The sequence below is a fragment of the Rhodococcus sp. S3 genome (assembly GCF_058211795.1).
The window spans coordinates 1,255,486-1,279,357 of sequence record NZ_CM177074.1; the positions used below are offsets into that span (position 1 = coordinate 1,255,486).

The window sequence follows — 23,872 nt, forward strand, 5'->3', positions numbered from 1 at the left end:
CGGACACGACACAATCCACACGCCCCGGGTGTCGGGGCACCGCGTCAGGTGGAGGCCTTCTCGGTCTTCGGTGACAGTCTGCCGAGCACCGCGCTTCCGATGATGCCGACGATGATCATGCCTATTCCGACGGCGTCGGGTACCGAATCGGTGACCCACCCGAAGATCCCTGCGACCAGCACGAAGGTCGGCAACCAGTCGATCAGCCTCAGGATGGACGGGGCAGGTTCGGACTCACCCTGCGTCGCCGCGAACTTCGCTCCGGCGTAGTCCGGATAGAACTCGGTGAAGGAGACCGCGAAGAAGATCGCCGCGAGCTGGAGCACCCAGCCGGTCCAGAAGTTGCCCGGGTCGCGCATCACGGCGTCACCGATGAACCCGACGATGGCGGAGAAGGTGAACGCACCGGCCCAGACCGCGGAGATCACGTAGTTGATCTTCATGAACAGGGGAGACGTCCAGTACTCCTGGGGCGTGTCCTCTTTCGCGTAGGGGAGTGTGAACGGCCTGCGCGCGATCAGGGTGGCGACGACGAACACCGCGAGCGCGATGTTCGTGAGTTCACCCGCCCAGATCTCCATCCAGTCGATGACACCGTCCGACGCGATGAGGCCCACCGCGGCCAGCACGACGAAGAACGCCGCGCCGAACACGTCGAGGGCGTGTATCTTGATGCCGCGTCGCGCGCCCACCCACATCGTCAGCAGGACGAGGCCGAGAGCGAAACACACCGCTTCCTCGAACCGTCCGGGGGCCGACAGGACGGACATGAGGATCCACGGTGCGATGCCCGACAGTGGCGACCGGAGGTAACCGTCGACGACCTTGGTCATGCCTACCAGCGTATTTCGTGAAGCCGGGCATGTCGGAGTTTTCGGAGGATCGACCAGGATCCGCTCGGGCGCACTCAGTCCTGCGTGGTCGGTGCTTCGGCCAGGCTGCGCCGGGTGGAAAAGCGACGCTCGTCCCCCGACAAGGGGTCGACGAATTCGAGTTCCCGCGCGAGCAATTGGAGGGGAAGCGAATGGTCGTCCGGCGTCTCGGGCAGCAGGACGGGATACCAGTGGTCGCCGAGGATCCCGATACCGAGCGCCGCCAGATGCACGCGCAGCTGATGCATCCGACCCGTGTGCGGGCGCAACAGAGTGTGCAGGACGGCCCGTCCCGACCCGCTCACCCCGGATCCGAGCACCTCGATCAGCGTCTCGGAGTTGGGTTCGCGGGTGTCGTCGACGACCACGCGCAACTCACCGCGCCGCGCCTCGATGTGATTGCGGTACAGCACGGGGACCGGACGTCCGGCGATCTCCGGCGCTGCCGGATCCCATTCCGCCGGCAGTGCGGACACCGCCTCGTACACCTTGGTGACCTTCCGCTTCTCGAACAGCGACTGGTAGGCACCGCGCGTTTCGGGCCGGGCCGAGAACATCACCAACCCGGCGGTCGCCCGGTCGAGCCGGTGGATCGGTGTCAGATCCGGGTTGTCGAGACGGGTCCGCAGCCGGACCAGTGCCGATTCGCGCAGGTAGCGCCCGCCCGGAGTCGTCGGAAGAAAATGCGGTTTGTCGACCACGACGAGGTCGTCGTCGATATGCAGGATCTCCTCGTGGAACGGCACCGGTTCCTCGACGGGCAGATCGCGGTAGTACCAGACGAACCGGTGCGCTCCGAGCACCGTGCTACGGCCGATCGGTTCTCCGTCGATCCCCACGATCTCGCCGGCGTCGAAGCGGCGATAGAGATCGTCGGGGTCGAGATGGTCGAATCGTGCGACGACGTACTCGGCGACCGTCGACCACGGACCGGAGGTCGGAACACGCAGTCGCGTGGCCCCGACCCCGTTCCTGACGGGCAACGGTGAGGGCATCGGCACGGGCACCATCCTCCCATCGGCCGCGACGTGAGCTGCGCCTCGGTGATGGGCGACTGTGCGATCGGAGAGCGACGGCGCGATCAGAGCTTGTCGAGATCCACGGGCGGATAGTTGCCGTAGATGCCGTGGTCGAATCCTTGCAGGTAGCTGTGATGCTGGGCTGCGGCGTTGTGCGTCAGCTCCTGGGCGCGTGCGGCGTCCCGGGCGCGTGCCTCGCGCTGCTGTTCGAGCAGGTACTTCAGAACGAACCAGGCGACGGCTCCGACGGCCGCGATCACCAGGATGCCGAGCAGGACCTTCCAATAGGAGACGACGAAACCGATCACGAGCAGGAGGGCGAAGAACCCCAGGAACTCCCTCATCACGTCCTCTCCGGAGAAGCGGGTGCCGCTTTCGTCTGTTTCGCCGACTGTATCGCCGCGGACCGACACCCCGTTTCGCCGATGCTCGTCGGGGACGGTCGGCACCGTTCTGCCACCATGTCCGCATGACTGCACCGGCCCGGCTCGGCATCCCGACCGGCACGCTCGCGCTGCTTGCCGCTCTGTACTTCGCGCAGGGCCTGCCGTACGGGTTCTTCACCCAGGCGCTTCCGGTGGTGCTCCGCGAGTCGGGCTTCTCGCTGATCGCGATCAGCGCGACGGGTGTGCTGTTCGCGCCGTGGGCGCTGAAGTTCCTGTGGGCGCCGTACGTCGACCACTACGGAACGCGGCGGCAGTGGCTGCTCTCGCTCCAGCTCGCGGCGTCGGCGGTGTCGTTGATCCTGGCGTGCCTCGATCTGTCGTCGACGCTGCGGTGGTTGCTCGTCGGCATCGCGGTGGTCAACGCCCTCTCGGCCACACAGGACGTCGCGACGGACGGTCTGGCCGTGGAACTGCTCGGACCGACACAGCGCGGGCTGGGGAACGGTATCCAGGTCGGCGCGTACCGCATCGGGATGATCGTCGGTGGGGGAGCGCTGCTGTGGGTGTTCTCCCTCGCGGGCTGGCGCAGCCTGTTCCTCGCGATGGCGTTCCTGCTGGTGCTGACGACGATCCCGGTGTGGCGACTGCCGCGCACGGAGCGAGCGGCCACGCCGGATCGGGAGCCGAGAAGCGCGACCCGCATGACGGTCGCGTGGTGGGCGCGTCTGCGCCGCCCCGGCATGCTCGCGTTCATCCTGCTCATCGGGGGCTTCAAGTTCGGTGACTCGATGGGGTCGGCGATGGTGGGCCCGTTCATGTCCGACTCCGGACTCACCCTCGGGCAGATCGCGCTGGTCAAGGGCGTGCTGTCCTCGGCAGGCGCTCTCGGCGGCGCCGCGCTCGGCGGGTGGCTGTGCTTCCGTCGTGGTCGCCGGCAGGCCCTGCTGATCGGTGGCGTCACCCAGACGGCGAGCCTCGCCTTGTACGTCGTCGCGTCGCTCGGCTACGGCGGGTTCGGGCTCATCGTCTCCGCGAGCCTGGCCGAACACATCCTCGGCGGTGCCGCGACGGTCGCGGTGTTCACGCTCATGATGGACGCCGCGGACAGGGACCACGCCGGCAGCGACTACACCCTGCTCGCGTGCGCGATCGTCGTCGTGCAGGGCATCGCGGGATTCACCGCCGGTGTGGTCGGAGACGTCTTCGGTTATCCCGCGCTGTTCGGCACGAGCCTGGTGTTGTCGGGAATCGGATGTGCCGTCCTGTTGCTCGCGCTCGATCGGGGCATCGGACCGAGCGGGGTGCACGGTGTGTGGCGGAGCGGCGCGGGTCAGGCGGTCTCGCGTCCCCGGTGATCACGGGTACTGCCGATCACCGCGACCAGTACTGCAGCATCGGCTCCTCGGCGAGCACCGTCGACCCCTCGGAGATGACGAGGGCACTCGACGAGATGCTGTACTGCACACCGGCGTTCGTGGCGGTGAAACCGTCGCCCGAGGGCACGGGATCGTCGATCTCGATCGCCGCCCCGTCGTTCGTACGGACGCCCTTGTAGTAGTACCGCCCGGCCCCGGTCTCGCACACCACGACGAGTGAGTCGGCCGTCTGTCCGATGGTGACAGCGGGATTCGTGTGGTTGCACCGCGCCTCGGGGATGCCGACGAAACCCTGGGGGTCGGTGTCCTCGGAGGCCGACACGGGCGGAAGTGGACGTGCGGGTCCGGTCGCGGGCGCGGGATTGCCGGTCGCCGTGAGTTCGAGGTCCTCGATCCGCAGGGCCACGTCGCCCGGAAGCACAGTGACGTAGCTGTTGCCCTGCACGATGCTGTTGGCCGTGATGCACTCGAAGTCGCCGGTCAGGCACGACAGCCGCTCCCAGTAACCACCGAGCGAATCCGTCGGGCGTAGCGCGTATTCGCCGGGTGCGATGTCCACCCCGACCTTCAGGGTGCCGTTGGCCGGGAAGCCGCTCGGAGCGGCGGACCGACTCGCCTGTGCTCGCGGGGCGGGCGGATCCGCTTCCGCTCGTGGGGCAGCAGACGGCGACGCGGTGACCGTCACGGTCGACGGGGACGGACTCGCGGCGACGGCGCTCTCCGATCCCGGATCGGATGAGCGGGTCAGGACGACGACCAGAGCGGCGACCGCGGCGACGACGGCGACGAGCAGGGCACCGCCCACGAGCCACGGCCACTTCGGTCGTCGCGGCGGGGTCGGGGTGGGCCAGGGTGGCGGGGGAGCGCCGTAGCCGTAGCCGTATCCGTCCGGCGGAGGCTGCATCGACATCGGGGTCCCTTCGCTGTCGCGGTGGTGTGCCTCCTGATATCGCTGCCGATGTCTCCCGCTGTTACGTCACGCGGGGCGGGGCTATCCGGTGCGCTGCAGGTCGGTGCAGGGAAGGGCCAGTTCGGCGAGATCGTCGAGGGAGACGGGCAGCACCCGTGCGAGGGCGGCGATCGTTGCGAAGGCCGGCGTCGCCAGTCGTCCGGTCTCGATCTTCCGAAGGGTCTCCGGCGAGATGTCGGCGGCCCGGGCCACCTCGGTGAGCGTCCTGCTGCCTCGGGCTTCGCGCAGCCGTCCGCCCAGGCGTTTGCCGGCGGCCAGCTGTTCCGGGGTCAGGGGGAGTCGCACCATGACCCGCAGTCTAGCCGTGTCGGTATGAAAATACCGATCACCGCGTTAGGGTGGTATTTAAATACCGTTATGTGATCCTGAGGAGTACCCCCGTGCTGGAACTGAAGACCCCCGGTGAGATCGCGGCAATGGACGTCACCGGCACGTTCATCGCCGAACTGCTCGACGACCTGACGGGCCGCGCCCGGCCCGGCGTGAACCTGCTCGATCTCGAACAGCGCGCACGGGACATGATCGAGGAACGCGGCGCAGTCTCGTGCTACTGGGACTACGCGCCGTCGTTCGGGAGCGGACCGTTCCGCAACGTAATCTGCCTGTCCGTCAACGACGCAGTGCTGCACGGACTCCCGCACGACTACGTGCTCCGGGACGGCGACCTGCTCAGCATGGACATCGCCGTCTCGATCGACGGCTGGGTCGCCGATTCGGCGCGCAGCATCATCGTCGGCGCGGAGCGTCCCGAGGACCGGCATCTCGTCGAGGCGACCGAGGTGGCGCTGGCCGCGGGTATCGCCGCCGCGCTCCCCGGCAATCGCCTGGGCGACATCTCTGCAGCGATCGGCGCCGTCGCCGCCGAGTACGGCTACCCCGTCAACACCGAATTCGGCGGTCACGGACTCGGTCGCACCATGCACGAGGATCCGCACGTGGCGAACGCCGGACGCAAGGGCCGCGGACTCGTGCTGCGTCCCGGCCTGACACTCGCCCTCGAGCCGTGGTTCGCGGCGGGGACGGACAAGATCGTCTACGACCCGGACGGCTGGACCATCCGCTCCGCCGACGGCTCGCGTACCGCGCACAGCGAACACACGATCGCGATCACCGAGGGTGAACCGCTGGTGCTGACGAAGCGGGAGCGTGTCACGGAATGATCCGACCCCGTCGCGGATCGGGTGATCAGGTGAGATCGATCCGGTAGATCCCGTCGGATTCGCTGTCCGCGAAGTACAACGACTGCCCGTCGGATGTCGTCGCGAGACCCGTCACTCCGGACCTGCCCGTCTCGAAGACGCGGCGCGGGGTGCCGTCCCACGCGAACTCGAGAATGCGACCGGATGAGTGGTCGGAGACGAACCACGAATCGTCGCCGGCAGCAAGACCGGCCGGGCGGCCGATCACATCCGGAGCGGTGACGTCCTCGCGGGTCGCTTCCCACACATAGGAATACTCGGACAGGGTCTCCATCGGCCGGATCCAGCGGTCGCCCGCTCCCGCGATGGCCTCGTGGTTGCCGCGACGTTCGACCCACGCTGCCACCGTCTCGGGATCGTCGCCGTCGCCGGGGCCGTTCTCGATGTGGCTCCAGTCGATGACGCCGGGTCCCTGTTCACCGTGGCCGGCGGGCGAGTCGTTCCAGTTGTCGACCATCAGCTCGTATCGGCCACTGTCGGGTCGGAAGCGCCGGACGACCCCTGCCCCTGTATCGGAGTAGTACACCCAGCCGTCGTGGAGGAACATGCCGCTGGGCACGCCGTCCACCCGCTCGTACGGTAGATCCACGTATCGCGTTGTCACGGCATCCCCGTGAAAGCCGTTGCCCTCCTGGTGATCGCGGTTGAAATCGACACGCGCCACGTGTCCGGGTCCGCGACATGTGTTCGTGTCGTCGCGCGCCCCACACCCGTCCAGGACGAAGTAGGCATTGGCGTGGTCGTGGGTGATGCCGGTGCTCAGCGGGTTGCCGTGGAGCATGTCGAGATGGCTGCCCTGGCGGGGCCAGACGCAGCGAGCGGTCGAATCCGACCAGTACTCGGCCGGGCATTGATGCCTGGGAACATCGTCCGGCGGATCGTGACTGATGCCCGGCTGGGGCCAGTCGTCGAGATACTGCTTGTTCTGCCCGGCAAGCGCGAACGTCTCTGCGGAGAACAAGGTCGGACCCATGAAATTGTTCCCCTTGAAATGCGAATTCCGTTCGGGGTTGAGGACGAACTCGATATCGCGGACCTCGTTGTTGGAATTGTTCGAGACCGCGAAGAAATCCCCGTCCTCGTCGAATGCGATACCCGACGGGCGAGCGGTGAAATGCTCTCCGTAGCCGTCTCGCAGCTGCCGGGCCGACCCGGGTTCGGCGAGGTCGACCACGGTCAGGGAATCGTTTCCGGAATTGGTCACCCACAGCTCGGACGTTCCCGGACGCACCGTGAGCGAATGCGGGGCATCGAAGATGTCTCCGGCGGCGACGGACTCGACACGGACCGTGTCGGGTTCGTTCGACGACCCGGCGGTGGAGCATCCGGCCGCGAGAAGGAGGGCGGCTGCCGGAATCGCGCCGATCGCGGCGCGGGTGCGGCGGGATCTCGAACAGCCGTCGTCGGATCGAATGGTTCTCACGCGTACCTCCGCCGAATGATGGATCGACGCGTGTTGCCCCGAACCTCGAACCCGGCAATTCTGACATGTGCCGACTTCTGTCGCCGGTTTCCGCCCGCATTCGTTCCCCGCGACGTTCGGTGTCGGCCCGCGAATTGCCGTTCGGTCCGTTATGGTCGGTGCACCGACGGGCGAAAGGCGATGCCGATGCCGCTGTACGAGTTCCGATGTGCCGACTGCGGGCCGTTCGACGTCTCCCTTCCGATGAGCGAGGTCTCCTCGTCGACGCCGTGCCCGCAGTGTGCGCAGCAGGCTCGTCGTTCGCTCACCGCGCCCCGTCTCGGCCGGGGCGGTTCGGTGGCGATGCGTCTGCACGACGCGACGGCGCGGACCGCGTCCGAACCCGACGTCGTCTCGGGCGCCCTGCCGGGAGCGTCGAGGCGTCCGTCGCGGCCGGTGTCCACCGATCCCCGGCACCGATCGTTACCCCGACCCTGACCGACACCGTCCCCGATCGTCACAGTCCCTGATCCGTCACCGCTGCAGGAGGTCCCGTGCCCGACGTCGTGTTCCCCCTCGATTCGACCCGCCGGTTCACCGATCAGGAGAAGATCGGCCACAACCGGTGGCACCCCGACATCCCGCCCGTCGCGACGCTGAAACCGGGGGATTCCTTCCGCGTGCACTGCCGCGAATGGTTCGACGGCGAGATCCACAACGACGATTCCGCCGACGACATCCGCAATGCCCCGCTGCACATCGTGCACGCGTTGTCGGGACCGTTCGCGGTGGAAGGGGCGAAGCCCGGCGACCTGCTGATCGTCGACATCCTCGACATCGGCCCGATCCCGCAGGAGGACTCGGGTCCGCTCGCCGGACAGGGCTGGGGTTACACCGGCATCTTCGCGAAGACGAACGGCGGGGGATTCCTCACCGACCAGTTCCCCGACGCCTACAAGGCGATCTGGGACTTCTCCGGGCAGAAGGCGACGAGCCGCCACGTGCCCCACGTGTCGTTCACCGGCATCGTGCATCCCGGCCTGATGGGGACGGCGCCGTCGCACGAACTGCTGTCGACGTGGAACACCCGGGAAGCCGCGCTGATCGCGACGGATCCCGACCGTGAACCGGCGCTGGCGCTGCCGCCCGAGCCGAACGGCGCGATTCTCGGCAGCCTGTCGGGCGCCGATTTCGACCGGGTCGCGGCCGAAGCGGCACGCACCGCTCCGCCGCGGGAGAACGGCGGCAACCAGGACATCAAGAACCTCACGAAGGGAAGCCGGATCTTCTATCCGGTCTTCGTCGACGGTGCGAATCTCTCGGTCGGCGACCTGCACTTCTCCCAGGGTGACGGCGAGATCACCTTCTGCGGCGCCATCGAGATGGGCGGGTTCATCGACCTGCGCGTCGACCTGATCCCCGGAGGTATGGAGACCTACGGGGTGAGCGAGAACGCCATCTTCATGCCGGGCAACACCGACCCGCAGTACTCCGAGTGGCTCGCGTTCTCCGGCACGTCCGTGACACTCGACGGCGAGCAGCGGTATCTGGATTCGCAATTGGCATACCAGCGGGCGTGTCTGCACGCCATCGACTACCTGACGAAATTCGGCTACAGCCCCGAGCAGGCGTATCTCCTGCTCGGGGCTGCACCCATCGAGGGTCGCTTGTCGGGTGTCGTGGACATCCCGAATTCGTGTGCCACGGTGTACCTTCCGACGGCGATCTTCGACTTCCCGGTCGCGCCCACCGCATCCGGTCCGGTGACGATCGATCCGGGTATCGGCGCGCCGCGTTCGCCGGCGTGAGCGCCGCGAAAATCGTTTGTCCGGTGTGAGCGGGGCGCGTACCGTCCTCGGGTCGGTACATACGCGAACGAAAGGTGGTTCCGGCCATGGACCCGCTCACCGAACGGGACATTCGAACATCCTTCGTCAACTGCTCCAAGGGTGATGCGAAGCGGCTTCCGGTGCCGCGCGATCTCGACGACCGGCCGTGGGACGAACTCGACTTCCTCGGCTGGACCGACCCGTCGTTCCCCGGACGCGGCTACATCGTCGTCCCTCGCGACGGCGAACTCGTCGGTGTCGCCATGCGGTTCGAACAGCAGGGCTCGGGCAAGACGCAGATGTGCACCATCTGCCTCACCACCCACACCCGGGGTGGCATCGCGCTGATGACGGCGAACAAGGTCGGCGATGCGGGTCGAGCGGGCAACGCGGTCGGAACGTACATGTGCATCGACCTGCAGTGTTCGCTGTACGCACGCGGCAAGAAGAAGCCCGCACTGGGAAGCCGGTACCGCGAGGATCTCGAGCCGGAGGAGAAGGCCGAACGCGTCCGCGAGAATCTCCGGGCGTTCGTCGACCGCCTGTACGCCTGATCGATGAACCCGGCGGCTTCAGCGCGATCCGGGGTTGCGCAGGTGCGCACGCTCCCCGTTGTGATCGAGGATCGTGAGGATCTCCACCGGCCCGTCGTGCGCGCTGATCGCGTGCGGTGTCATCGTCGAGAACTCGGCGGCGTTGCCCTCCTGGATGAGGATCGTCCGCTCGCCGAGCTGGAGCCGGGCCGTGCCGGTCAGGACGGTGAACCATTCGTGCCCCGGGTGCACCGGGAGCGTGTCGGCCGGCACCGGCTCCTGCTTCGTGATCCGCATCTTGGCGATGGTGACGCCGCCCAGTGATCGTTCCCGCGACAACAGCCAGGTCGTGTACCCGGGGGTGTCGCACGGCTGGGGTCTGATCACTACGTCCTGGTCCTCGCCGGATTCGACGAGCTGGTCGATCGTGGTGTCGAGTGCCCGCGCGATGGGGACGAGCTGGTCGAGCGCGATCCTGCGACGACCCGTCTCGATGCGGCTCAGGTTCGACGGGCTGATGTGGCACCGGGCTGCGAGAGCGTCGAGGGTCCACCCCTGCGCGAGCCGCAGGCTGCGGATGCGCTGGCGGATGAGTTGGTCCAGATCGGACGATTCTTGCTCCATAGGCAAGAGTGTATGCCGAAACTGGATGACGCGTTCTAGCGTGGAGTCATGCACCACCACGCCCATCACGGACGCCACGCCGTACACGACCACGCGCGCGACGAGTCGATGGCCGAGGTCCTCGACCTCGACGCCGCGATGCACCGGCCTTATTTCGAGTCGTTGCTCGACCGGGTCGCCGGACAGCTCGACCGGGCGCCTCGCACCATCGTCGACATCGGCGCGGGGACGGGCACGGGAACACTCGCCCTGGCCCGCCGGTTCCCCGACGCGCAACTCGTCGCCCTCGACCGATCCGCCGGGATGCTCGAACGGATCCGGAACACCGCCGAGCACACCGGGTTCGGCGATCGGATCCGGACCGTCGAAGCGGATCTCGATGCAGGACTTCCGGCCGTCGGTGCGATCGACCTCGCCTGGGCGGCACTGTCCCTGCACCACATCGAGGATCCGGACGCGACGCTCCGGCAACTCGCCGAGGCGATGACACCTGGTGGGACGGTGGTCGTCACCGAGATGGAGTCGCAACCACGATTCCTGCCCGACGACATCGGTATCGGTACGCCGGGACTCGAAACGAGATGCCACGAGGCCGCAGCGTCCCGAGGGTGGAACAGGTGGCCCGACTGGAGCGACAACCTGCGTCGCGCCGGATTCGGGATGGTCGAGATGCGCCGCGACGAACTCGGAGTCGACGTCGACGACACTGCACGCCGATACGCCCACGCGGTGCTGAGCCGGATGCGCACCGGCCTCGACAATGCCGTGTCCGACGAGGATCTCGACACGCTCGATCGGCTCGTCGGCGACGGCCCCGAGTCGGTGCTGCACCGGGCAGATCTGGTGGTGCGTGGATCCCGAACCGTGTGGATCGCACAGGCAATCAAGGAGGAGAACCGATGAACACCCAGGAGAATCCCACGCAGGACGGTTACGACGTCGTCGTGATCGGCGGCGGCTCGGCCGGACTGAGTGCCGCCACCGCGCTGGCACGCTCGCGCCGCTCGGTGCTCGTCGTCGACGCCGGTGAACCGCGCAACGCCCCTGCCTCGGCCGCGCACAATGTGCTCGGGCACGAAGGCATCGCGCCGACCGAACTGCTGGCTCTCGGTCGGAAGGAGGCCGCCGGATACGGCGCCGAGATCCTGTCCGCACGAGCAGAATCCGCTCGTCGCAGCGACACGGGATTCGAGATCGGTCTCTCCGGCGGCACCACTGTGCAGGCACGTCGGCTGATCCTCGCGACGGGCCTGGTCGACGAGCTGCCCGACCTGCCCGGAGTCCGCGAACTGTGGGGCAAGTCTGTCCTGCACTGCCCCTACTGCCACGGCTGGGAGGTCCGGGACCGGCGCATCGGCGTGATCTCCTCGGGGCCGATGAGCGTGCACCAGACCCTGTTGTTCCGTCAGCTCAGTGACGACGTCACCTTCTTCACCCACTCGGCGCCCGCCCTGGAGAGCGAGGCCCGCGACCAGCTCGAGGCGCGCGACGTGCGGATCGTCGAGGGCGCCGTCACAGAACTGCGAGCGGACGGCGACGAGGTCCGTGCCGTGGTGCTCGAGGACGGCACCGAGGTCGATGTCGACGCCGTGGTGGTCGCACCGCGTTTCGTCGCCCGTGCCGACCTCTACGAGCAGCTCGGCGGAACGGTCACCGACCATCCCGTGGGCACCCTCATCGAGACCGACCCGACGGGGAAGACCGCGCTGCCCGGTGTGTGGGCGGCGGGCAACTCCGCCGACCTCTCCGCGGTGGTCGTGGTCGCTGCGGGGACCGGCGTGATGACAGGGGCGGCCGTGAACGCCGACCTCATCGCGGAGGAAACGGCTGCGGCGGTGGAGGAACGAGCCGCCCGCGGACTCACCTTCGCCGAATAGCCTTGTCAGGCATACGAGAACGGCCGGGCGAGCACATGCTCGCCCGGCCGATTCGCGATCTGCGTCAGAACGGGTAGGGCGCGATGTCGGGACGTACCGTGACCCACTGGGTCTCGGTGAACGCCTCGATGTTCGCGGCCGGACCGCCGAAGCGGGAACCGGTACCGGATGCCCCGACCCCACCGAAGGGAGCGTTGGCCTCGTCGGCAACGGTCATCTCGTTGATGTGGATCTTGCCCGAGTGGATCCTGTCGGCGATCTTCATCGCCTGCCCCACATCGCCGACGATGCTCACCGACAGGCCGTACTCGGACGCATTGGCCAGTTCGACGGCCTCGTCCGCGTCGGAGAACTTCAGCACCGGTGCGACGGGACCGAAGATCTCCTGGCCCCAGGCGGGCATCTCGGTGGTCAGATCGGTCAGGACGGTGGGCCGGTAGAACAACCCCTCGTGCGTGCCGCCGGCAGCGAGAGTGCCACCCGCGGCCACGGTGTCCTGCACGATCGTGTCGATGTTCGCCAGCTGACGCTCGTCGATGATCGGGCCCAGGTGCACCGGGCCGCCCGCGGGATCGCCCACGACGAGCGCATCCGCCTTCGCGGCGAGGGCACGCACGTAGTCGTCGTAGACGGATTCGTGCACCAGATGCCGGCCGGTGGTCATGCAGATCTGGCCCTGGTGGAAGAACGATCCCATCGCTCCGACACCGGCAGCGAGGTCGACGTCGGCGCCGGGGAGCACGATCATCGCGTTGTTGCCACCGAGTTCGAGGTGGGTGCGCTTGAGCTGCTCCGCGCCGGCCTTGCCGACGTGGCGTCCGGCGGCGGTGGATCCGGTGAACGAGACCACCCGCACCTCGGGAGCGTCGACGGTCGCGGCGCCGACGTCACCGCCACCGGGCAGCACCTGCAGCACACCGGCGGGAAGCCCGGCCTCCTCGAAGATCCGGGCCACCGCGACACCGCCGATGACGCTGGTCCGCGGATCCGGCTTGAGCAGCACCGCATTGCCGAGAGCGAGGGCCGGGGCGACCGAGCGCATCGCGAGCAGCAACGGGAAGTTGAACGGGGCGATCACCGAGACGACGCCGGCGGGCAGGCGGCGCGCGATGGACCAGTGACCGTTGTCCGACGGCAGGTACTCACCGTGCGGGTGGGTGGGCAGCGCCGACGCCTCGAAGCACTCGGTGGCGGAACCGAACACCTCCATCGCGGCCTTGTCCGGGATGGACCCGGCCTCCCGGAGACCCCAGCCGATGAGTTCGTCGGCGTGCTCGCGGAACTTCTCGCCGGCGCGGCGGAGGATCTCCGCACGCTCGGACGGTGCGGTGGCGGCCCAGGACTTCTGCGCGGTGGCAGCAGCGCGGGCGGCGGCGTAGACGTCGTCCGGGTCGGCCAGACCGATCTCGGCGATCTGTTCCCCGGTCGAGGGGTTGGTGACCTTCGTGGTGCCGCCGTTGCCGGGGCGCCAGCCGTCGAGATGGATCTTTCCCGTCCACAGGGCTTCGTCGAGCAAGGCCATAGGGTTCTCCTCAGCATGGTCGTCGCCGTCCCGCGCGCGCGTGGGACACCGATGTGTCCCACGAGTCTGGGAGCGATGACGACCCGGAGGATCGACCTTCTCATTGAACGAGAAAGCCCGAGATATACGCCCGACCGCGACGAACCCCACTCGAGCCGGTCCACGGTCGACGGGTCGTGAGCGAGCACAATGATCCGAATGGATCTGGTTCTCATGGCAGTGGTCGGCATCGCCGGCATCGTGAGCGTCGCGGCGTTCTCGCAACGCCTCGGAGTAGCGGCGCCGCTCGGTCTGGTGGTGGTCGGGGCGGTGCTCAGCTTCGTCCCGGGTGTCCCCGATGTGGAGATCGAGCCGGAACTGGTTCTCACCGTCATCCTTCCGCCCCTGTTGTACTCGGCCGCGCTGAGCATGCCGGCCCAGGACTTCCGCCGGAACTTCAAGGCCATCAGCGGACTCGCGGTACTCCTCGTCGTCGTGACCACGGCGGGTGCGGGAGTGCTGTTCCACCTGCTCATCCCGGATCTCGGATGGGCCGCGTGCTTCGCGCTGGGCGCCGTCGTCAGCCCCACCGATGCCGTCGCGGCCACCTCCGTGGGCCGCCGGCTCGGTCTGCCGTCACGCCTGCTCACCGTGCTCGAGGGCGAAGGTCTCGTCAACGACGCGTCGGCGCTGGTCCTGCTGCGCTCGGCGATCGCCGCGATGGCAGGAGCGGTCTCGCTGTGGCAGGTCGCCGGGGACTTCTTCTACTCGGTCGTGGTCGCCACGGTCATCGGCATCGTCGTCGGGCTCGTCAACGTCCGCATCCGAGGTCTGTTCCAGGACGCGGTGTTCAACACCGCCGCGTCGTTCATCCTGCCGTTCGTCGCCTTCGTACCCGCGGAGGAACTCGGAGCCTCCGGCGTGCTGGCAGTGGTCGTCGCCGGGGTCGTCACGGGACATCTCGGCCCGAAATACCTGCGCGCCGCGGACCGCGTCGCGGAGGAGGTCAACTGGCGGACCGTCGCCTTCCTGCTCGAATCGGCGATCTTCCTGCTCATGGGTCTGAGCCTCGAACATCTCCTCGACGAGGTCGACGAGGCGAGACTGTCGACCACGGAGGGGCTGCTCATCGGACTCGTCGCCAGCGCGTTCGTCATCGCGGTGCGTATGTTCTTCGTCGTCCCGCTCGTCGCCGTCCTCAAACGGGACGAGCGGAAAGCGGCGGAAGCGCTCCCGGTGCTCGAACAGCGCCGCGAGAGGATCGCGCAGCGCTTCGCCGACGCCGACGTTCCCTCCCGCCGGAGGGCATACATCGGACGACGGTTCGACCGTGCCACTGCCGATGCGGACTTCCTCGTCACGGAGAAACTGGGATGGCGCGGCGGGGTGGTGCTCGCATGGTCCGGGATGCGCGGGGCCATCACACTGGCAGCGGCCCAGTCGCTCCCCAGCGACACACCCTTCCGCGCCGAACTGATCCTCATCGCCTTCGTCGTCGCCATGACCACACTGCTGCTGCAGGGTCTGACACTGCCGGCGGTGATCCGGCTCGTGAAGATCCCGGCCGACGACCAGGAACGCCTCCGGACCGAATACGGCACGCTGCTCGCCGAGCTGGCTGACGCGGGGGAGGAGGAGCTCACCGGGTCGTCGTCCGGAGTCGATCCGCAGACCGTGGAGCGGGTCCGGGCGGACAGTCTGATCGGCGTGCGGGACGAACGCGGCGCGTCGTCGCCGGATCCCGACCACGACGAACGGCGCGAGCAGTACATCCGGCTGCGGTTGCTCACCATCGCGGCCGAACGTGGGGCCCTGCTCGAGGCCCGGGCGCGCGGTACCTACAGTTCGCAGACACTCGGTGCGGCCCAGCGCCGCCTCGACCTCGAGGAGACCCGATTGCAGGCGCTGAGCGAACAGCCCTGACGGTCGACCCCGCGCCCGAGAACCCGCATCCCGCCGCACTGTTTGACATGATCGTTCGGTCCGGATCCACCCGGGCGCATCGTGACCGGGCAGGAGTGACAGGTGTCGGAGGGCAGTACGGACAGAGCGCCGCGTCGGCGTGTCGGTCGATGGATCCTGATCGTCTTCGTCGTGGTGCTCGTCGTCGTGGCGGCGGCGTTCGTCCTCACCCCCGTGCCGGGATCACTGGTGGTGCGGAAGGTGTTCGAACGCGACGCGCGGGAGCAGACCGCAAAGCTCGCGGTGGGCGCTCCGGAGACGGACTTCGTCGCCGACCTCCACTATCGGGAGGACGACCCGGACGCCTACCTCGACGTGTACACACCGCCGGGGACCACCGAGGCGCTACCGACGATCGTGTGGACGCACGGCGGCGCGTGGCTGTCGGGCAACCGCACCAACTACGCGGGCTACTACCGGCGTCTCGCGGCTGCCGGATTCACCGTGGTGTCGGTCGGTTACTCGCTCGCACCGGGCCATCGCTATCCGACCCCGGTGCGGCAACTCGTCGATGCGCAGCGCTACCTGCTCGAGCACGCCGACGAACTGCACATCGACACCGACCGGATCGTGCTCGCCGGTGACTCGGCCGGGGCGCAGTTGTCCGCCCAGATCGCCGCGGCGATCACCGACACCGACTACGCCGAGGCTCTCGGTGTCGACCCGGCCTTCACCCCGGACCAGGTCCGCGGCGTGGTGCTCAATTGCGGCATCTACGACGTGTCCGCACTCGGCGGGGGCGGCGGGCTGATCGGATGGGGTGTCGAACAGGCGATGTGGGCCTACACCGGTGCTCGCGACTTCGCCTCGTCGGATGCGGCGCGGCAGATGTCGGTCCTGGACTCGGTCACCGAGAATTTCCCCGCCACCTACATCTCGGGTGGCAACGCCGATCCGCTCACCGCCACCCAGTCCGAGAGGCTCGCGCAGCGGCTCACCGGACTGGGTGTGCAGGTGGATGCGTTGTTCTATCCGGACGATCACACACCGGAACTGGCACACGAGTACCAGTTCGATCTGTCGACACCGGATGCGCGTGCCGCGCTCGAGCGGACGATCGATTTCGTCCGCAAGGTCACGACGTAGCGCGCGCGGGCACCTCGGCGACGACGCGTTCGGCGAGCGGCCGCGAGGAAGCCGGGTTCTGGCCCGTGTACAGGACGCGGTCGACCACGACGTACGGTTCCCACGCACCTGCGGACGAGAAGACGGCACCGGCCTCCTGGAGGCGGTCCTGCAGCAGCCAGGGCGCCTTGTCGGCCAACCCGGCCTGGACCTCCTCGATGTTCGTGAAGGACGTCAACCGGTAACCCTCGAACAACCAGCGGCCACCGGAGCCGTGGGCGGGCAGCAGGGCGGCGGGGGCGTGGCACACCATCGCCACCACCTTGTCGGCCTCGACGAAGTGCCGGACGAGTTCACCGAACCGCTCGTCGACGGCGAGATCCTCCATCGGAGCGTGGCCGCCGGGTACGAACAGCAGATCGAAGTCCTCGGCACGCTGATCCTCGAGCACTGCCGCACCGGCCAGCACCGGTTGCAGCTTCTCGAGCGATGCCTTCAGGTCGGCCACGCGGTCCTCTCCGCCGGCGGCGTCGGGTTCGAGGCTGGCCTGGTCCACGACCGGCGTGCGACCGCCGGGGGTGGCGACGGTGATGTCGTATCCGGCTTCGTCGAAGACGGTGTACGGCTCGACGAGCTCCTCCGCCCAGAATCCGGTGGGGTGGCGGGTGCCGTCCTGCAACGTCCAATGATCGGCGGAGCTGACGACGAACAGGATGCGGGTCATGGTGTGTCCTCTCTGATGAACGCAGAGGCCGGGTACCCGCTGTGAGCGGGACCGACACCGGCGGTGACGACGGTCGCCGGGTCCGCGACAGTGACGACGGTCGCCGGGCCCGCGACAGTGACGACGGTCGCCGGGCCCGCGACAGTGACGACGATCGCCGGGCCCTCGAGGGACCCGGCGATCGTGTGACGGAACTGGAGAGGCGGCGGATCAGACGCCGACCACCTCCTGCGCGATCGCGGCCAGACGGGTCTGGGCCGCGGAGACCACGCCGTGTCGTGCCTTGTGTGCTTCCTCGTAGGCGACGATCGCCCGGATGTCCGCCGGCTCGGTCAGTTCCTTGACCGCCGCCACGGCCTTCGGGACGGTGAGATCGTCGTAGTCCCGGATCGGCAGCTCCTCCTCGGTGAGGACACCCGAGGCGCTGCGTGCCTTGTGCAGAGCGTCGGCGGTGCCGTCGGCACCTTCACGACGGCTCACGCGCTCGGCCGTCTCGAGAGCCGCATCGCGCGAGGCACCGATGGTCTTGGCCGCGACGTCACCGGCGTGTGCGCCGCGCGAGAGCAGCGACTCGATACGGGGACGCGTCGAGCGGGCGACGTCGATCGCTCGATCGATGCTGCGAGCCGACCAGGTGACCGGCGTGTTGACCAGGCGCACCGCTGCGCCGGCCGCGGCCTGCAGGGGAGTGCGACGCAGAGCGGCAGGACCGCCGAGCGCCTCCTCCGCGATGACGGTGGTGAGCCACTCGACCGTCGCCGTGTGAGCTGTGATCAGACGGTCCGCCAGCGACACGATCGACTTGTGTCCGCCCGCGGTGGCCAGTGCCTTCACGTAGCGGGCACGGTCGAGGAGCTGATGTTCGAGGGCGAGGTCGGACAGCAGTGCTTCGTCGAACGGCTGCGCCTGCTCGGTGAGGGTCTTCACCATGATGGCGGCGCGGCCGATGAACGGCCCGACCACATCGGGAAGTCCGCCCAGATCGCGGATCGCCTCTTCGATCGCCACCGCACGGATGCGGCAGTTCTCGGCGTTCTCGGTCAGCTCCTTGCGTACCGCTTCGGTTCGGGCCTGCGCGACACGCGTTTCGGCGACCTGGGTCTCTGCATGGGTCAGTTCGTGGAGAGTGCGCAACTGGGTGAGCAACGCGGGAGTTCGGTTCTCGGTCATCGTGCGTTCGCCTCCTTCGCACTGGAAGAGTCGGTGATCTACCGACGAATTCACATCCATCGAGAAATGACGTGACAACTGTCGGCTACCCGACCCCCGTAACTGCTAACGTCTATGTGATCCATAACACACCCTCTGGTCGGGTTCGTTGCTGCAGTGACCACTCGGCGCACGCGAGTCGCACGGGTCTCGGTTTGAGCCGGTTACTCGCGGGGAAACTTCGGAGCACACCTTGACGTGAGAGATCGAGGCCGGGACGAGACGCGGTCCGCCTGACTCCTCAGGTGATCGGCGACCGTGAGACGGCCGCAAGCAGCACAAAGGAAAGCGGGGACGACACGATGACCACGGCAGCACCCGTCATGCCCACGGACGTGATCACCGCTCCGGCGACGGTTGCTCCGTCGCAGTCGGCCGAGACTCCGGCGCAGACGATCGACGCGCGGCCCGTCGAGGCCCCGCAGGCGGCCGACGTGGCGTCGAGGGAGGTGGACCCTCCGGTGACGGAGGAGATGCCGGCTCTGCTCGAGCACCCAATCGCAGGCCTGTTGATGTTCATCGTTCTCGCCGTGTGCGGATTCGCAGCCGCCGCGGTGGTCGCAGGATCCTTGGCGGCCGGGCTCGCTCTGGCGGGTGTCGTCGGAGGAGCGGCGGCGACTCTCGTCGCTGTTCTCTGACGTGGCAGAACGACACCGGTAGGCCCGTTTCGTCCAGATCCGGGCGGGAGGATATCGTCTCCGGTCATGTCCAAGGAATTCGTTTTCACGTCCACGCTCAACCACAGCGTCGAACGCGTCCACGGCGCTTTGACCAGCGAGGACTTCTGGAACAGCCGACTGGCTGCGAGCCAGACCGGCGTGGGGCAGCTCGAGGTCGGCTCCGGTCCCGGAACCTTCCGCGCGAAGGTCTCCGACCAGATCGACACCTCTGCTCTGCCCGCGGTCGTCCGGGGCGTGGTGCGAGGACCTCTGATCATCGAGCGCACCGACGAGTGGGGCGGACTCGAGGGCGGTACGGCGCAGGGAACGCTCGCCGGCAGCACGTCGGGACTGCCGATCACGATCGCGGCCCGTTCGGAACTGCGGGGCAACGCGGCCGGCGGTACCGAGATCGAGGTGCGTGGCGAGGCCACCGTCAAGGTCCCCGTCGTCGGCGGGCAGATCGAGGGTCTGATCGTCCAGCTCGTCGAGAACATCGTCCAGAACGATCGGACCGACATCGACAAGTGGCTCACCGAGAACTGACTCGCGGGGTCGCCCGATCGATCGGCTCCCGGTCGACGGGTCATCTGTTCCGATGCCGCCGTTCCTCTTCCGAGGTGCGGCGGCATCGTCGTTCCGGACGGATCGGTCGGCGACACACCGGGGCGGGTCGTTGAAGAGGGGTGTGACCCGGGCCACCATCGGATCATGTCGATGCCGTGGGACGAGGACGGCGGCTACGCGTGGGAACGCCGCGAGGCCGGATACACCTGGGAGCAGATCGGCAGCGAACTCGGTTGCCCTGCCCATGTCGCACAGAATCTGGGGGAGCGCTACCGCGCGGATATCACTGCCGAGATGACGAGGAACCAGTTGTCGTTGTTCGATATCTCGACCGAGACCTGAATCCCGGCCGCCGGTGTTCGCCGTGTGTTCATCGGATGTGCACCCGCACGGACCCCGTGTGAGGAGGCATCGTCGCCTCCGGAGGGGACCGTAGGTGTCATGGAGGCACTCGTGCGCGACTCCCTGTTCGGTTTCCTCCAGGAGAGCGGACTGGCCGGCTCGGGCGGTGAAGCGGCGGCGCTGCTCATGGAAGGTCTCGTCCGCGTCAATCATCGCCAGGTCCGCAGTCCCCGTACTCCACTTCGTGCCGGGGACGTCGTCTCGATCGCGGGTACGCGATCGATGGCGGTCTTCGGAGTCTCTCCCGGCGGGGTTCGTCCCGTCCTGTAGCTCGTCCGTCGCACGGAGCGCCCGCAACCTCCGGCACGGAGCACTCGCGACCTGCGACGCAGTCGCCTGTCCGGGCGGTGTGATAAGCCGTACCGGACGGGAACGAGCGACGACGAGGGGGAGCGACGCGTGCTGATACTGCACCGTGCCGAGCGCACCGGCATCCTGGTGGATGCGCTGGCCGAGGTGCTCGCGAAGCCCCTCGACGACCCGTTCGCGCGGGAGGTCGTCGCGGTGCCCGCGCGCGGCGTCGAAAGATGGCTCACCCAACGGTTGTCGGGCCTGCTCGGTTCCTCCGCCGGCGACGGGGTGGCCGCCAACATCGACTTCCCGTCCCCGTCCCGTCTCGTCGACGAAGCACTCGCCGCAGCCTCCGGCATCACCGCCGACGACGATCCGTGGCATCCCTCCCGCATGCTGTGGTCGCTGCTCGGGGTGATCGACGAGTGCGTCGGCGAACCGTGGTGCGCCGCCCTCGCGCGGCATCTCGGTCACGGCGCCGACGACCACCGGGCCGGGCGCCGGTACGCCACCGCAGCGCATCTCGCCGGCCTGCTCCGCAGTTACGGACTCCAGCGCCCCGGGATGATCGCCCAGTGGGCGGCGGGGCACGACACCGACGGCACGGGCGCGCCCCTCGACGATCATCTGCGATGGCAGGCCGAGTTGTGGCGGCGCCTGCGCGCCCGCATCGGCGTCGACAGCCCGTCGCAGCGACTCGACGAACTGTGCGGCCGGTTGCGGGACGACCCCGACGTCGTCGAACTGCCCGAACGACTCTCCATCTTCGGTCCCACCCGCCTCGACACCGTTCTCGTCGAGGTGCTGTCCGCGCTCGGACACCACCGCGACGTGCACATCTGGTTTCCGCACCCGAGCCCGGTGATGTGGGACGGACTGACCCGGCGCCCGGCGTCGATGCGTCGCGCCGACGACGACAGCGCTCTCGGGGTGCAGCACCCGTTGCTCGCCGCGCTCGGCCGCGATGTGCGCGAACTCCAGAGCCGGCTCTCCGGCCTCGACTGCACCGATGTTCCGCACACCTCACCCCAGCCGCCGGCGACGCTCCTCGGCCGGTTGCAGGCCGATCTCCGCGACGATCGCGCCCCCGAACCCGGATCGGCCGAGCCCGACGGCACCGTGATGATCCACGCCTGCCACGGACCCACCCGGCAGGTCGAGGTGCTCCGCGAGTGCCTGCTGCACCTCTTCCGCGACGACCCCACTCTCGAACCGCGCGACGTGATCGTCATGTGCCCCGACGTCGAGACGTACGCGCCGCTCGTCCACGCCGCCTTCGGTGCCGGGGTCGGCGAGCATCCCGGCCACACGCTGCGGGTTCGTCTCGCCGATCGCGGCCTGCGCCGCACCGATCCGATCCTCGCGGTGGTGTCCGAACTGCTCGCGCTCGCCGACGGCCGGGTCACCGCCAGCGAGGTCCTCGATCTCGCCGCCTCCGCCCCGGTGCGCCGCAAGTTCGGATTCGACGACGACGAACTCGAACGCCTGCAGGAGTGGACCACCGAGACCGGTGCCCGCTGGGGTCTCGGCCCGTGGCAGCGCAAGAGCTTCGGTCTCGGCGACTTCATGCAGAACACCTTCGGGGCGGCACTCGATCGCATCCTGCTCGGTGTCGCCGCCGACGGAGCGGACGGGGAGTGGCTGTCGCTGTCGCTGCCTCTCGACGACGTCGACAGCAACGACATCGACCTCGCCGGGCGGTTCGCCGAGTTCATCGACCGGCTGACGGTGGTGCTGCTCCGGCTGCGCGGCCCGCATCCGGCGGGGCGGTGGTCGGACGAACTCGGTTACGGCATCGATCTGCTCACCGACGTTCCCACCGCCGACGCATGGCAGCTCACCCGCGCGCGGCGCGAGATCGGCGACGCCGTCGAGCACGCCGGCGACACGCAGTTGTCCCTGAGCGACGTCCGGTCCATGCTCTCCTCCCGGCTCGCGGGGCGTCCGTCGCGTTCGAACTTCCGGACCGGCGAACTGACCGTGTGCACGATGGTGCCGATGCGCTCGGTGCCCCATCGCGTGGTGGTTCTCCTCGGTCTCGACGACGACGTCTTCCCCCGCACGGCCCACATCGACGGCGACGACGTCCTGACCCAGAATCCCTGTGTCGGAGAGCGTGATCCGCGCAGCGAGGACCGGCAGCTGCTCCTCGACGCACTGATGGCCGCGGAGGAGCGTGTGCTGTTGTTCCACACCGGCGCCGACGCCGTCACCGGAGCCCTGCGCCCACCGGCGATTCCGCTCACCGAGGTGCGCGACGTGGTGGCGACGATGACGGGCGTCGACGTCGACGACGAGCGCATCGTGCGGCGACATCCCTTGCAGCCCTTCGACCCGCGCAACTTCCGGGCCGACGACCCGTTCGGGTTCGGTGTCACCGCACTCGCGGGAGCCCGTGCAGGGCAAGGAGGTTCGGTGGCACGCGATCGATCGGGTGCACTTCTCGTCGACGGCCTTCCGGCCCCGGCACGCACCGACGTCGATCTCGACGAACTCGTCTCCTTCCTGACACATCCGACGCAGGGCTTCCTCCGGCAGCGGCTCGGTCTGCGGATCCCCGACACCGACGAAGGCATCGCCGACGCACTCGACGTCGAGCTCGACGGTCTCGCCCAGTGGCAGTTGGGCGACCGCATGCTCGAAGCGCGGTTGGCGGGCATGTCCGCGGGTGCCTTCCAGGACGCGGAGTGGCGTCGCGGCACGCTCCCGCCGTTCGCGCTCGGCCGCAGGACCCTCGACGCGGTGAGCGACAACGTCGAGCGCCTCGTGCACGCCTGTGCCGGTGTGCACACCGGGCAGGCCCGCACCGTCGACATCCGCGTCGATCTCGGCGACGGTCGTCGGCTCACCGGCACCGTCGGAGGTGTGCACGGCGAGGTACTCGCCCGCAGCACGTATTCCAAGCTGTCCCCGAAGCACCGGCTGGAAGCATGGATCCGGTTGCTCGCCGTCGTCGCCTCGGGTCATCCCGGGCAGTGGCGTGCGGTGACCACAGGACGCAGCCGCTCGCGCTCGTATCCGGCCTGGCGCTCGACCCTTCTGGCTCCCGCCGATCCCGTCGCGCTGCTCGCCGCACTCGTCGATCTGCGCGACCGCGGACTGTGCCGGCCGCTGCCGCTCGTGACGGGTGCGTCGGCCGAGTACGCCGATCGCCGCCACCGCGGTGATTCCGTGGAGATGGCACTGTCGGCCGCCGGGAAGGCGTTCGGTGGCGCGTTCGGCGACGGCAGGGACCGTCACGTGCACTATCTGTACGGACCCGATGTGACGCTCGGTCGGCTCACCGCCGACGCGCCGGACGGCGTGGAGGCCGGCTGGTTCGACGACCCCACCCGTTTCGGTGTGCTCGCCCGACGGTTGTGGGAACCCCTGCTCGCCTCCGAGAACCAGGGACGCCCGTGAGAG

Annotated in this window: 24 protein-coding genes; 14 read left to right on the forward strand and 10 right to left on the reverse strand. The window is 68.4% G+C overall.

Features of this window, described 5'->3' with window-relative positions:
- Positions 1-44 precede the first annotated feature (44 nt).
- The 3 genes from AC0LPE_RS05925 to AC0LPE_RS05935 all read right to left on the reverse strand — a co-directional run bounded on the left by AC0LPE_RS05925 (position 45) and on the right by AC0LPE_RS05935 (position 2,235).
- Positions 45-833, reverse strand: coding sequence for a DUF3159 domain-containing protein (locus tag AC0LPE_RS05925; RefSeq protein ID WP_160874935.1), 789 nt, complete (start codon positions 831-833; stop codon positions 45-47).
- 74 nt (positions 834-907) lie between these two features.
- Positions 908-1,882, reverse strand: a complete 975-nt coding sequence (locus tag AC0LPE_RS05930) for a pseudouridine synthase (protein ID WP_088896616.1) — start codon at positions 1,880-1,882, stop codon at positions 908-910.
- A gap of 71 nt (positions 1,883-1,953) precedes the next feature.
- Positions 1,954-2,235, reverse strand: coding sequence for a hypothetical protein (locus AC0LPE_RS05935; protein WP_160874933.1), 282 nt, complete (start codon positions 2,233-2,235; stop codon positions 1,954-1,956).
- Between the two features lie 125 nt (positions 2,236-2,360).
- Between AC0LPE_RS05935 and AC0LPE_RS05940 the strand changes: the two genes are divergently transcribed.
- On the forward strand, positions 2,361-3,632 hold the full coding sequence (locus AC0LPE_RS05940) for an MFS transporter (RefSeq protein ID WP_490605790.1): 1,272 nt from the start codon (positions 2,361-2,363) through the stop codon (positions 3,630-3,632).
- A gap of 16 nt (positions 3,633-3,648) precedes the next feature.
- Here the strand turns inward: AC0LPE_RS05940 and AC0LPE_RS05945 are convergent, their stop codons facing one another.
- Entirely contained in the window at positions 3,649-4,563 is a 915-nt protein-coding gene (locus AC0LPE_RS05945; protein WP_143543529.1) for an Rv1352/Rv1906c domain-containing protein, read from the reverse strand.
- Between the two features lie 81 nt (positions 4,564-4,644).
- Positions 4,645-4,911, reverse strand: coding sequence for a helix-turn-helix domain-containing protein (locus AC0LPE_RS05950; RefSeq protein ID WP_016693921.1), 267 nt, complete (start codon positions 4,909-4,911; stop codon positions 4,645-4,647).
- A 92-nt stretch (positions 4,912-5,003) separates the two neighbouring features.
- On the opposite strand from AC0LPE_RS05950, the gene map reads away from it, so the two are divergent.
- Positions 5,004-5,783 (forward strand): type I methionyl aminopeptidase, encoded by a 780-nt coding sequence (gene map, locus AC0LPE_RS05955; protein ID WP_026061509.1) that lies wholly within the window; start codon positions 5,004-5,006, stop codon positions 5,781-5,783.
- A 25-nt stretch (positions 5,784-5,808) separates the two neighbouring features.
- Here map and AC0LPE_RS05960 read toward each other — a convergent pair whose 3' ends face one another.
- Positions 5,809-7,245: a hypothetical protein gene (locus AC0LPE_RS05960; protein ID WP_088896621.1), complete on the reverse strand. Its 1,437-nt coding sequence runs from the start codon at positions 7,243-7,245 to the stop codon at positions 5,809-5,811.
- 186 nt (positions 7,246-7,431) lie between these two features.
- Here AC0LPE_RS05960 and AC0LPE_RS05965 point away from each other — a divergent pair, with 186 nt between their 5' ends.
- The 3 genes from AC0LPE_RS05965 to AC0LPE_RS05975 all read left to right on the forward strand — a co-directional run bounded on the left by AC0LPE_RS05965 (position 7,432) and on the right by AC0LPE_RS05975 (position 9,607).
- Positions 7,432-7,722, forward strand: coding sequence for an FmdB family zinc ribbon protein (locus AC0LPE_RS05965; RefSeq protein ID WP_490605791.1), 291 nt, complete (start codon positions 7,432-7,434; stop codon positions 7,720-7,722).
- Positions 7,723-7,778: 56 nt separating this feature from the next.
- Positions 7,779-9,032: a formamidase gene (gene fmdA / locus AC0LPE_RS05970; protein ID WP_088896622.1), complete on the forward strand. Its 1,254-nt coding sequence runs from the start codon at positions 7,779-7,781 to the stop codon at positions 9,030-9,032.
- Between the two features lie 86 nt (positions 9,033-9,118).
- Complete coding sequence (locus tag AC0LPE_RS05975; RefSeq protein ID WP_016693916.1) at positions 9,119-9,607, forward strand: FBP domain-containing protein; 489 nt, start codon at positions 9,119-9,121, stop codon at positions 9,605-9,607.
- Positions 9,608-9,625: 18 nt separating this feature from the next.
- Here the strand turns inward: AC0LPE_RS05975 and AC0LPE_RS05980 are convergent, their stop codons facing one another.
- On the reverse strand, positions 9,626-10,210 hold the full coding sequence (locus AC0LPE_RS05980) for a helix-turn-helix domain-containing protein (RefSeq protein WP_160874923.1): 585 nt from the start codon (positions 10,208-10,210) through the stop codon (positions 9,626-9,628).
- 48 nt (positions 10,211-10,258) lie between these two features.
- Here AC0LPE_RS05980 and AC0LPE_RS05985 point away from each other — a divergent pair, with 48 nt between their 5' ends.
- Both AC0LPE_RS05985 and AC0LPE_RS05990 read left to right on the forward strand, forming a co-directional pair.
- Positions 10,259-11,113 (forward strand): methyltransferase domain-containing protein, encoded by an 855-nt coding sequence (locus AC0LPE_RS05985; RefSeq protein WP_160874921.1) that lies wholly within the window; start codon positions 10,259-10,261, stop codon positions 11,111-11,113.
- Complete coding sequence (locus AC0LPE_RS05990; RefSeq protein ID WP_160874919.1) at positions 11,110-12,087, forward strand: FAD-dependent oxidoreductase; 978 nt, start codon at positions 11,110-11,112, stop codon at positions 12,085-12,087. The genes AC0LPE_RS05985 and AC0LPE_RS05990 overlap by 4 nt, the downstream gene beginning before the upstream one ends.
- 64 nt (positions 12,088-12,151) lie before the next feature.
- Here the strand turns inward: AC0LPE_RS05990 and AC0LPE_RS05995 are convergent, their stop codons facing one another.
- Positions 12,152-13,609 carry a benzaldehyde dehydrogenase gene (locus tag AC0LPE_RS05995; RefSeq protein WP_160874917.1) on the reverse strand — a complete coding sequence of 486 codons (1,458 nt, stop codon included), beginning with the start codon at positions 13,607-13,609 and terminating at the stop codon, positions 12,152-12,154.
- Positions 13,610-13,807: 198 nt separating this feature from the next.
- Here AC0LPE_RS05995 and AC0LPE_RS06000 point away from each other — a divergent pair, with 198 nt between their 5' ends.
- Together AC0LPE_RS06000 and AC0LPE_RS06005 are read left to right on the forward strand one after the other, a co-directional pair.
- The gene (locus tag AC0LPE_RS06000; RefSeq protein ID WP_490605792.1) at positions 13,808-15,511 is read left to right on the forward strand and encodes a cation:proton antiporter; all 1,704 of its coding nucleotides are present in this window, start codon (positions 13,808-13,810) and stop codon (positions 15,509-15,511) included.
- A gap of 102 nt (positions 15,512-15,613) precedes the next feature.
- Positions 15,614-16,636: an alpha/beta hydrolase gene (locus tag AC0LPE_RS06005; RefSeq protein WP_490605793.1), complete on the forward strand. Its 1,023-nt coding sequence runs from the start codon at positions 15,614-15,616 to the stop codon at positions 16,634-16,636.
- On the opposite strand, the gene AC0LPE_RS06010 is transcribed toward AC0LPE_RS06005, so the two are convergent.
- Both AC0LPE_RS06010 and AC0LPE_RS06015 read right to left on the reverse strand, forming a co-directional pair.
- Positions 16,626-17,339, reverse strand: coding sequence for a type 1 glutamine amidotransferase domain-containing protein (locus AC0LPE_RS06010; RefSeq protein ID WP_490605794.1), 714 nt, complete (start codon positions 17,337-17,339; stop codon positions 16,626-16,628). The two genes, AC0LPE_RS06005 and AC0LPE_RS06010, sit on opposite strands and share 11 nt — an antisense overlap.
- A gap of 210 nt (positions 17,340-17,549) precedes the next feature.
- Entirely contained in the window at positions 17,550-18,509 is a 960-nt protein-coding gene (locus AC0LPE_RS06015; protein WP_490605795.1) for a ferritin-like domain-containing protein, read from the reverse strand.
- A 341-nt stretch (positions 18,510-18,850) separates the two neighbouring features.
- Here AC0LPE_RS06015 and AC0LPE_RS06020 point away from each other — a divergent pair, with 341 nt between their 5' ends.
- The 5 genes from AC0LPE_RS06020 to recC all read left to right on the forward strand — a co-directional run bounded on the left by AC0LPE_RS06020 (position 18,851) and on the right by recC (position 23,869).
- A complete protein-coding gene (locus AC0LPE_RS06020) occupies positions 18,851-19,186 on the forward strand; it encodes a hypothetical protein (RefSeq protein ID WP_490605796.1) in 336 nt (111 codons plus the stop codon).
- 66 nt (positions 19,187-19,252) lie between these two features.
- Positions 19,253-19,753 (forward strand): DUF2505 domain-containing protein, encoded by a 501-nt coding sequence (locus AC0LPE_RS06025; protein WP_490605797.1) that lies wholly within the window; start codon positions 19,253-19,255, stop codon positions 19,751-19,753.
- A gap of 165 nt (positions 19,754-19,918) precedes the next feature.
- Positions 19,919-20,116, forward strand: coding sequence for a hypothetical protein (locus AC0LPE_RS06030; RefSeq protein WP_019287992.1), 198 nt, complete (start codon positions 19,919-19,921; stop codon positions 20,114-20,116).
- Positions 20,117-20,215: 99 nt separating this feature from the next.
- Positions 20,216-20,446 carry an RNA-binding S4 domain-containing protein gene (locus AC0LPE_RS06035; protein WP_019287993.1) on the forward strand — a complete coding sequence of 77 codons (231 nt, stop codon included), beginning with the start codon at positions 20,216-20,218 and terminating at the stop codon, positions 20,444-20,446.
- 129 nt (positions 20,447-20,575) lie between these two features.
- Positions 20,576-23,869, forward strand: coding sequence for an exodeoxyribonuclease V subunit gamma (recC, locus tag AC0LPE_RS06040; RefSeq protein WP_490605798.1), 3,294 nt, complete (start codon positions 20,576-20,578; stop codon positions 23,867-23,869).
- Positions 23,870-23,872 lie beyond the last annotated feature (3 nt).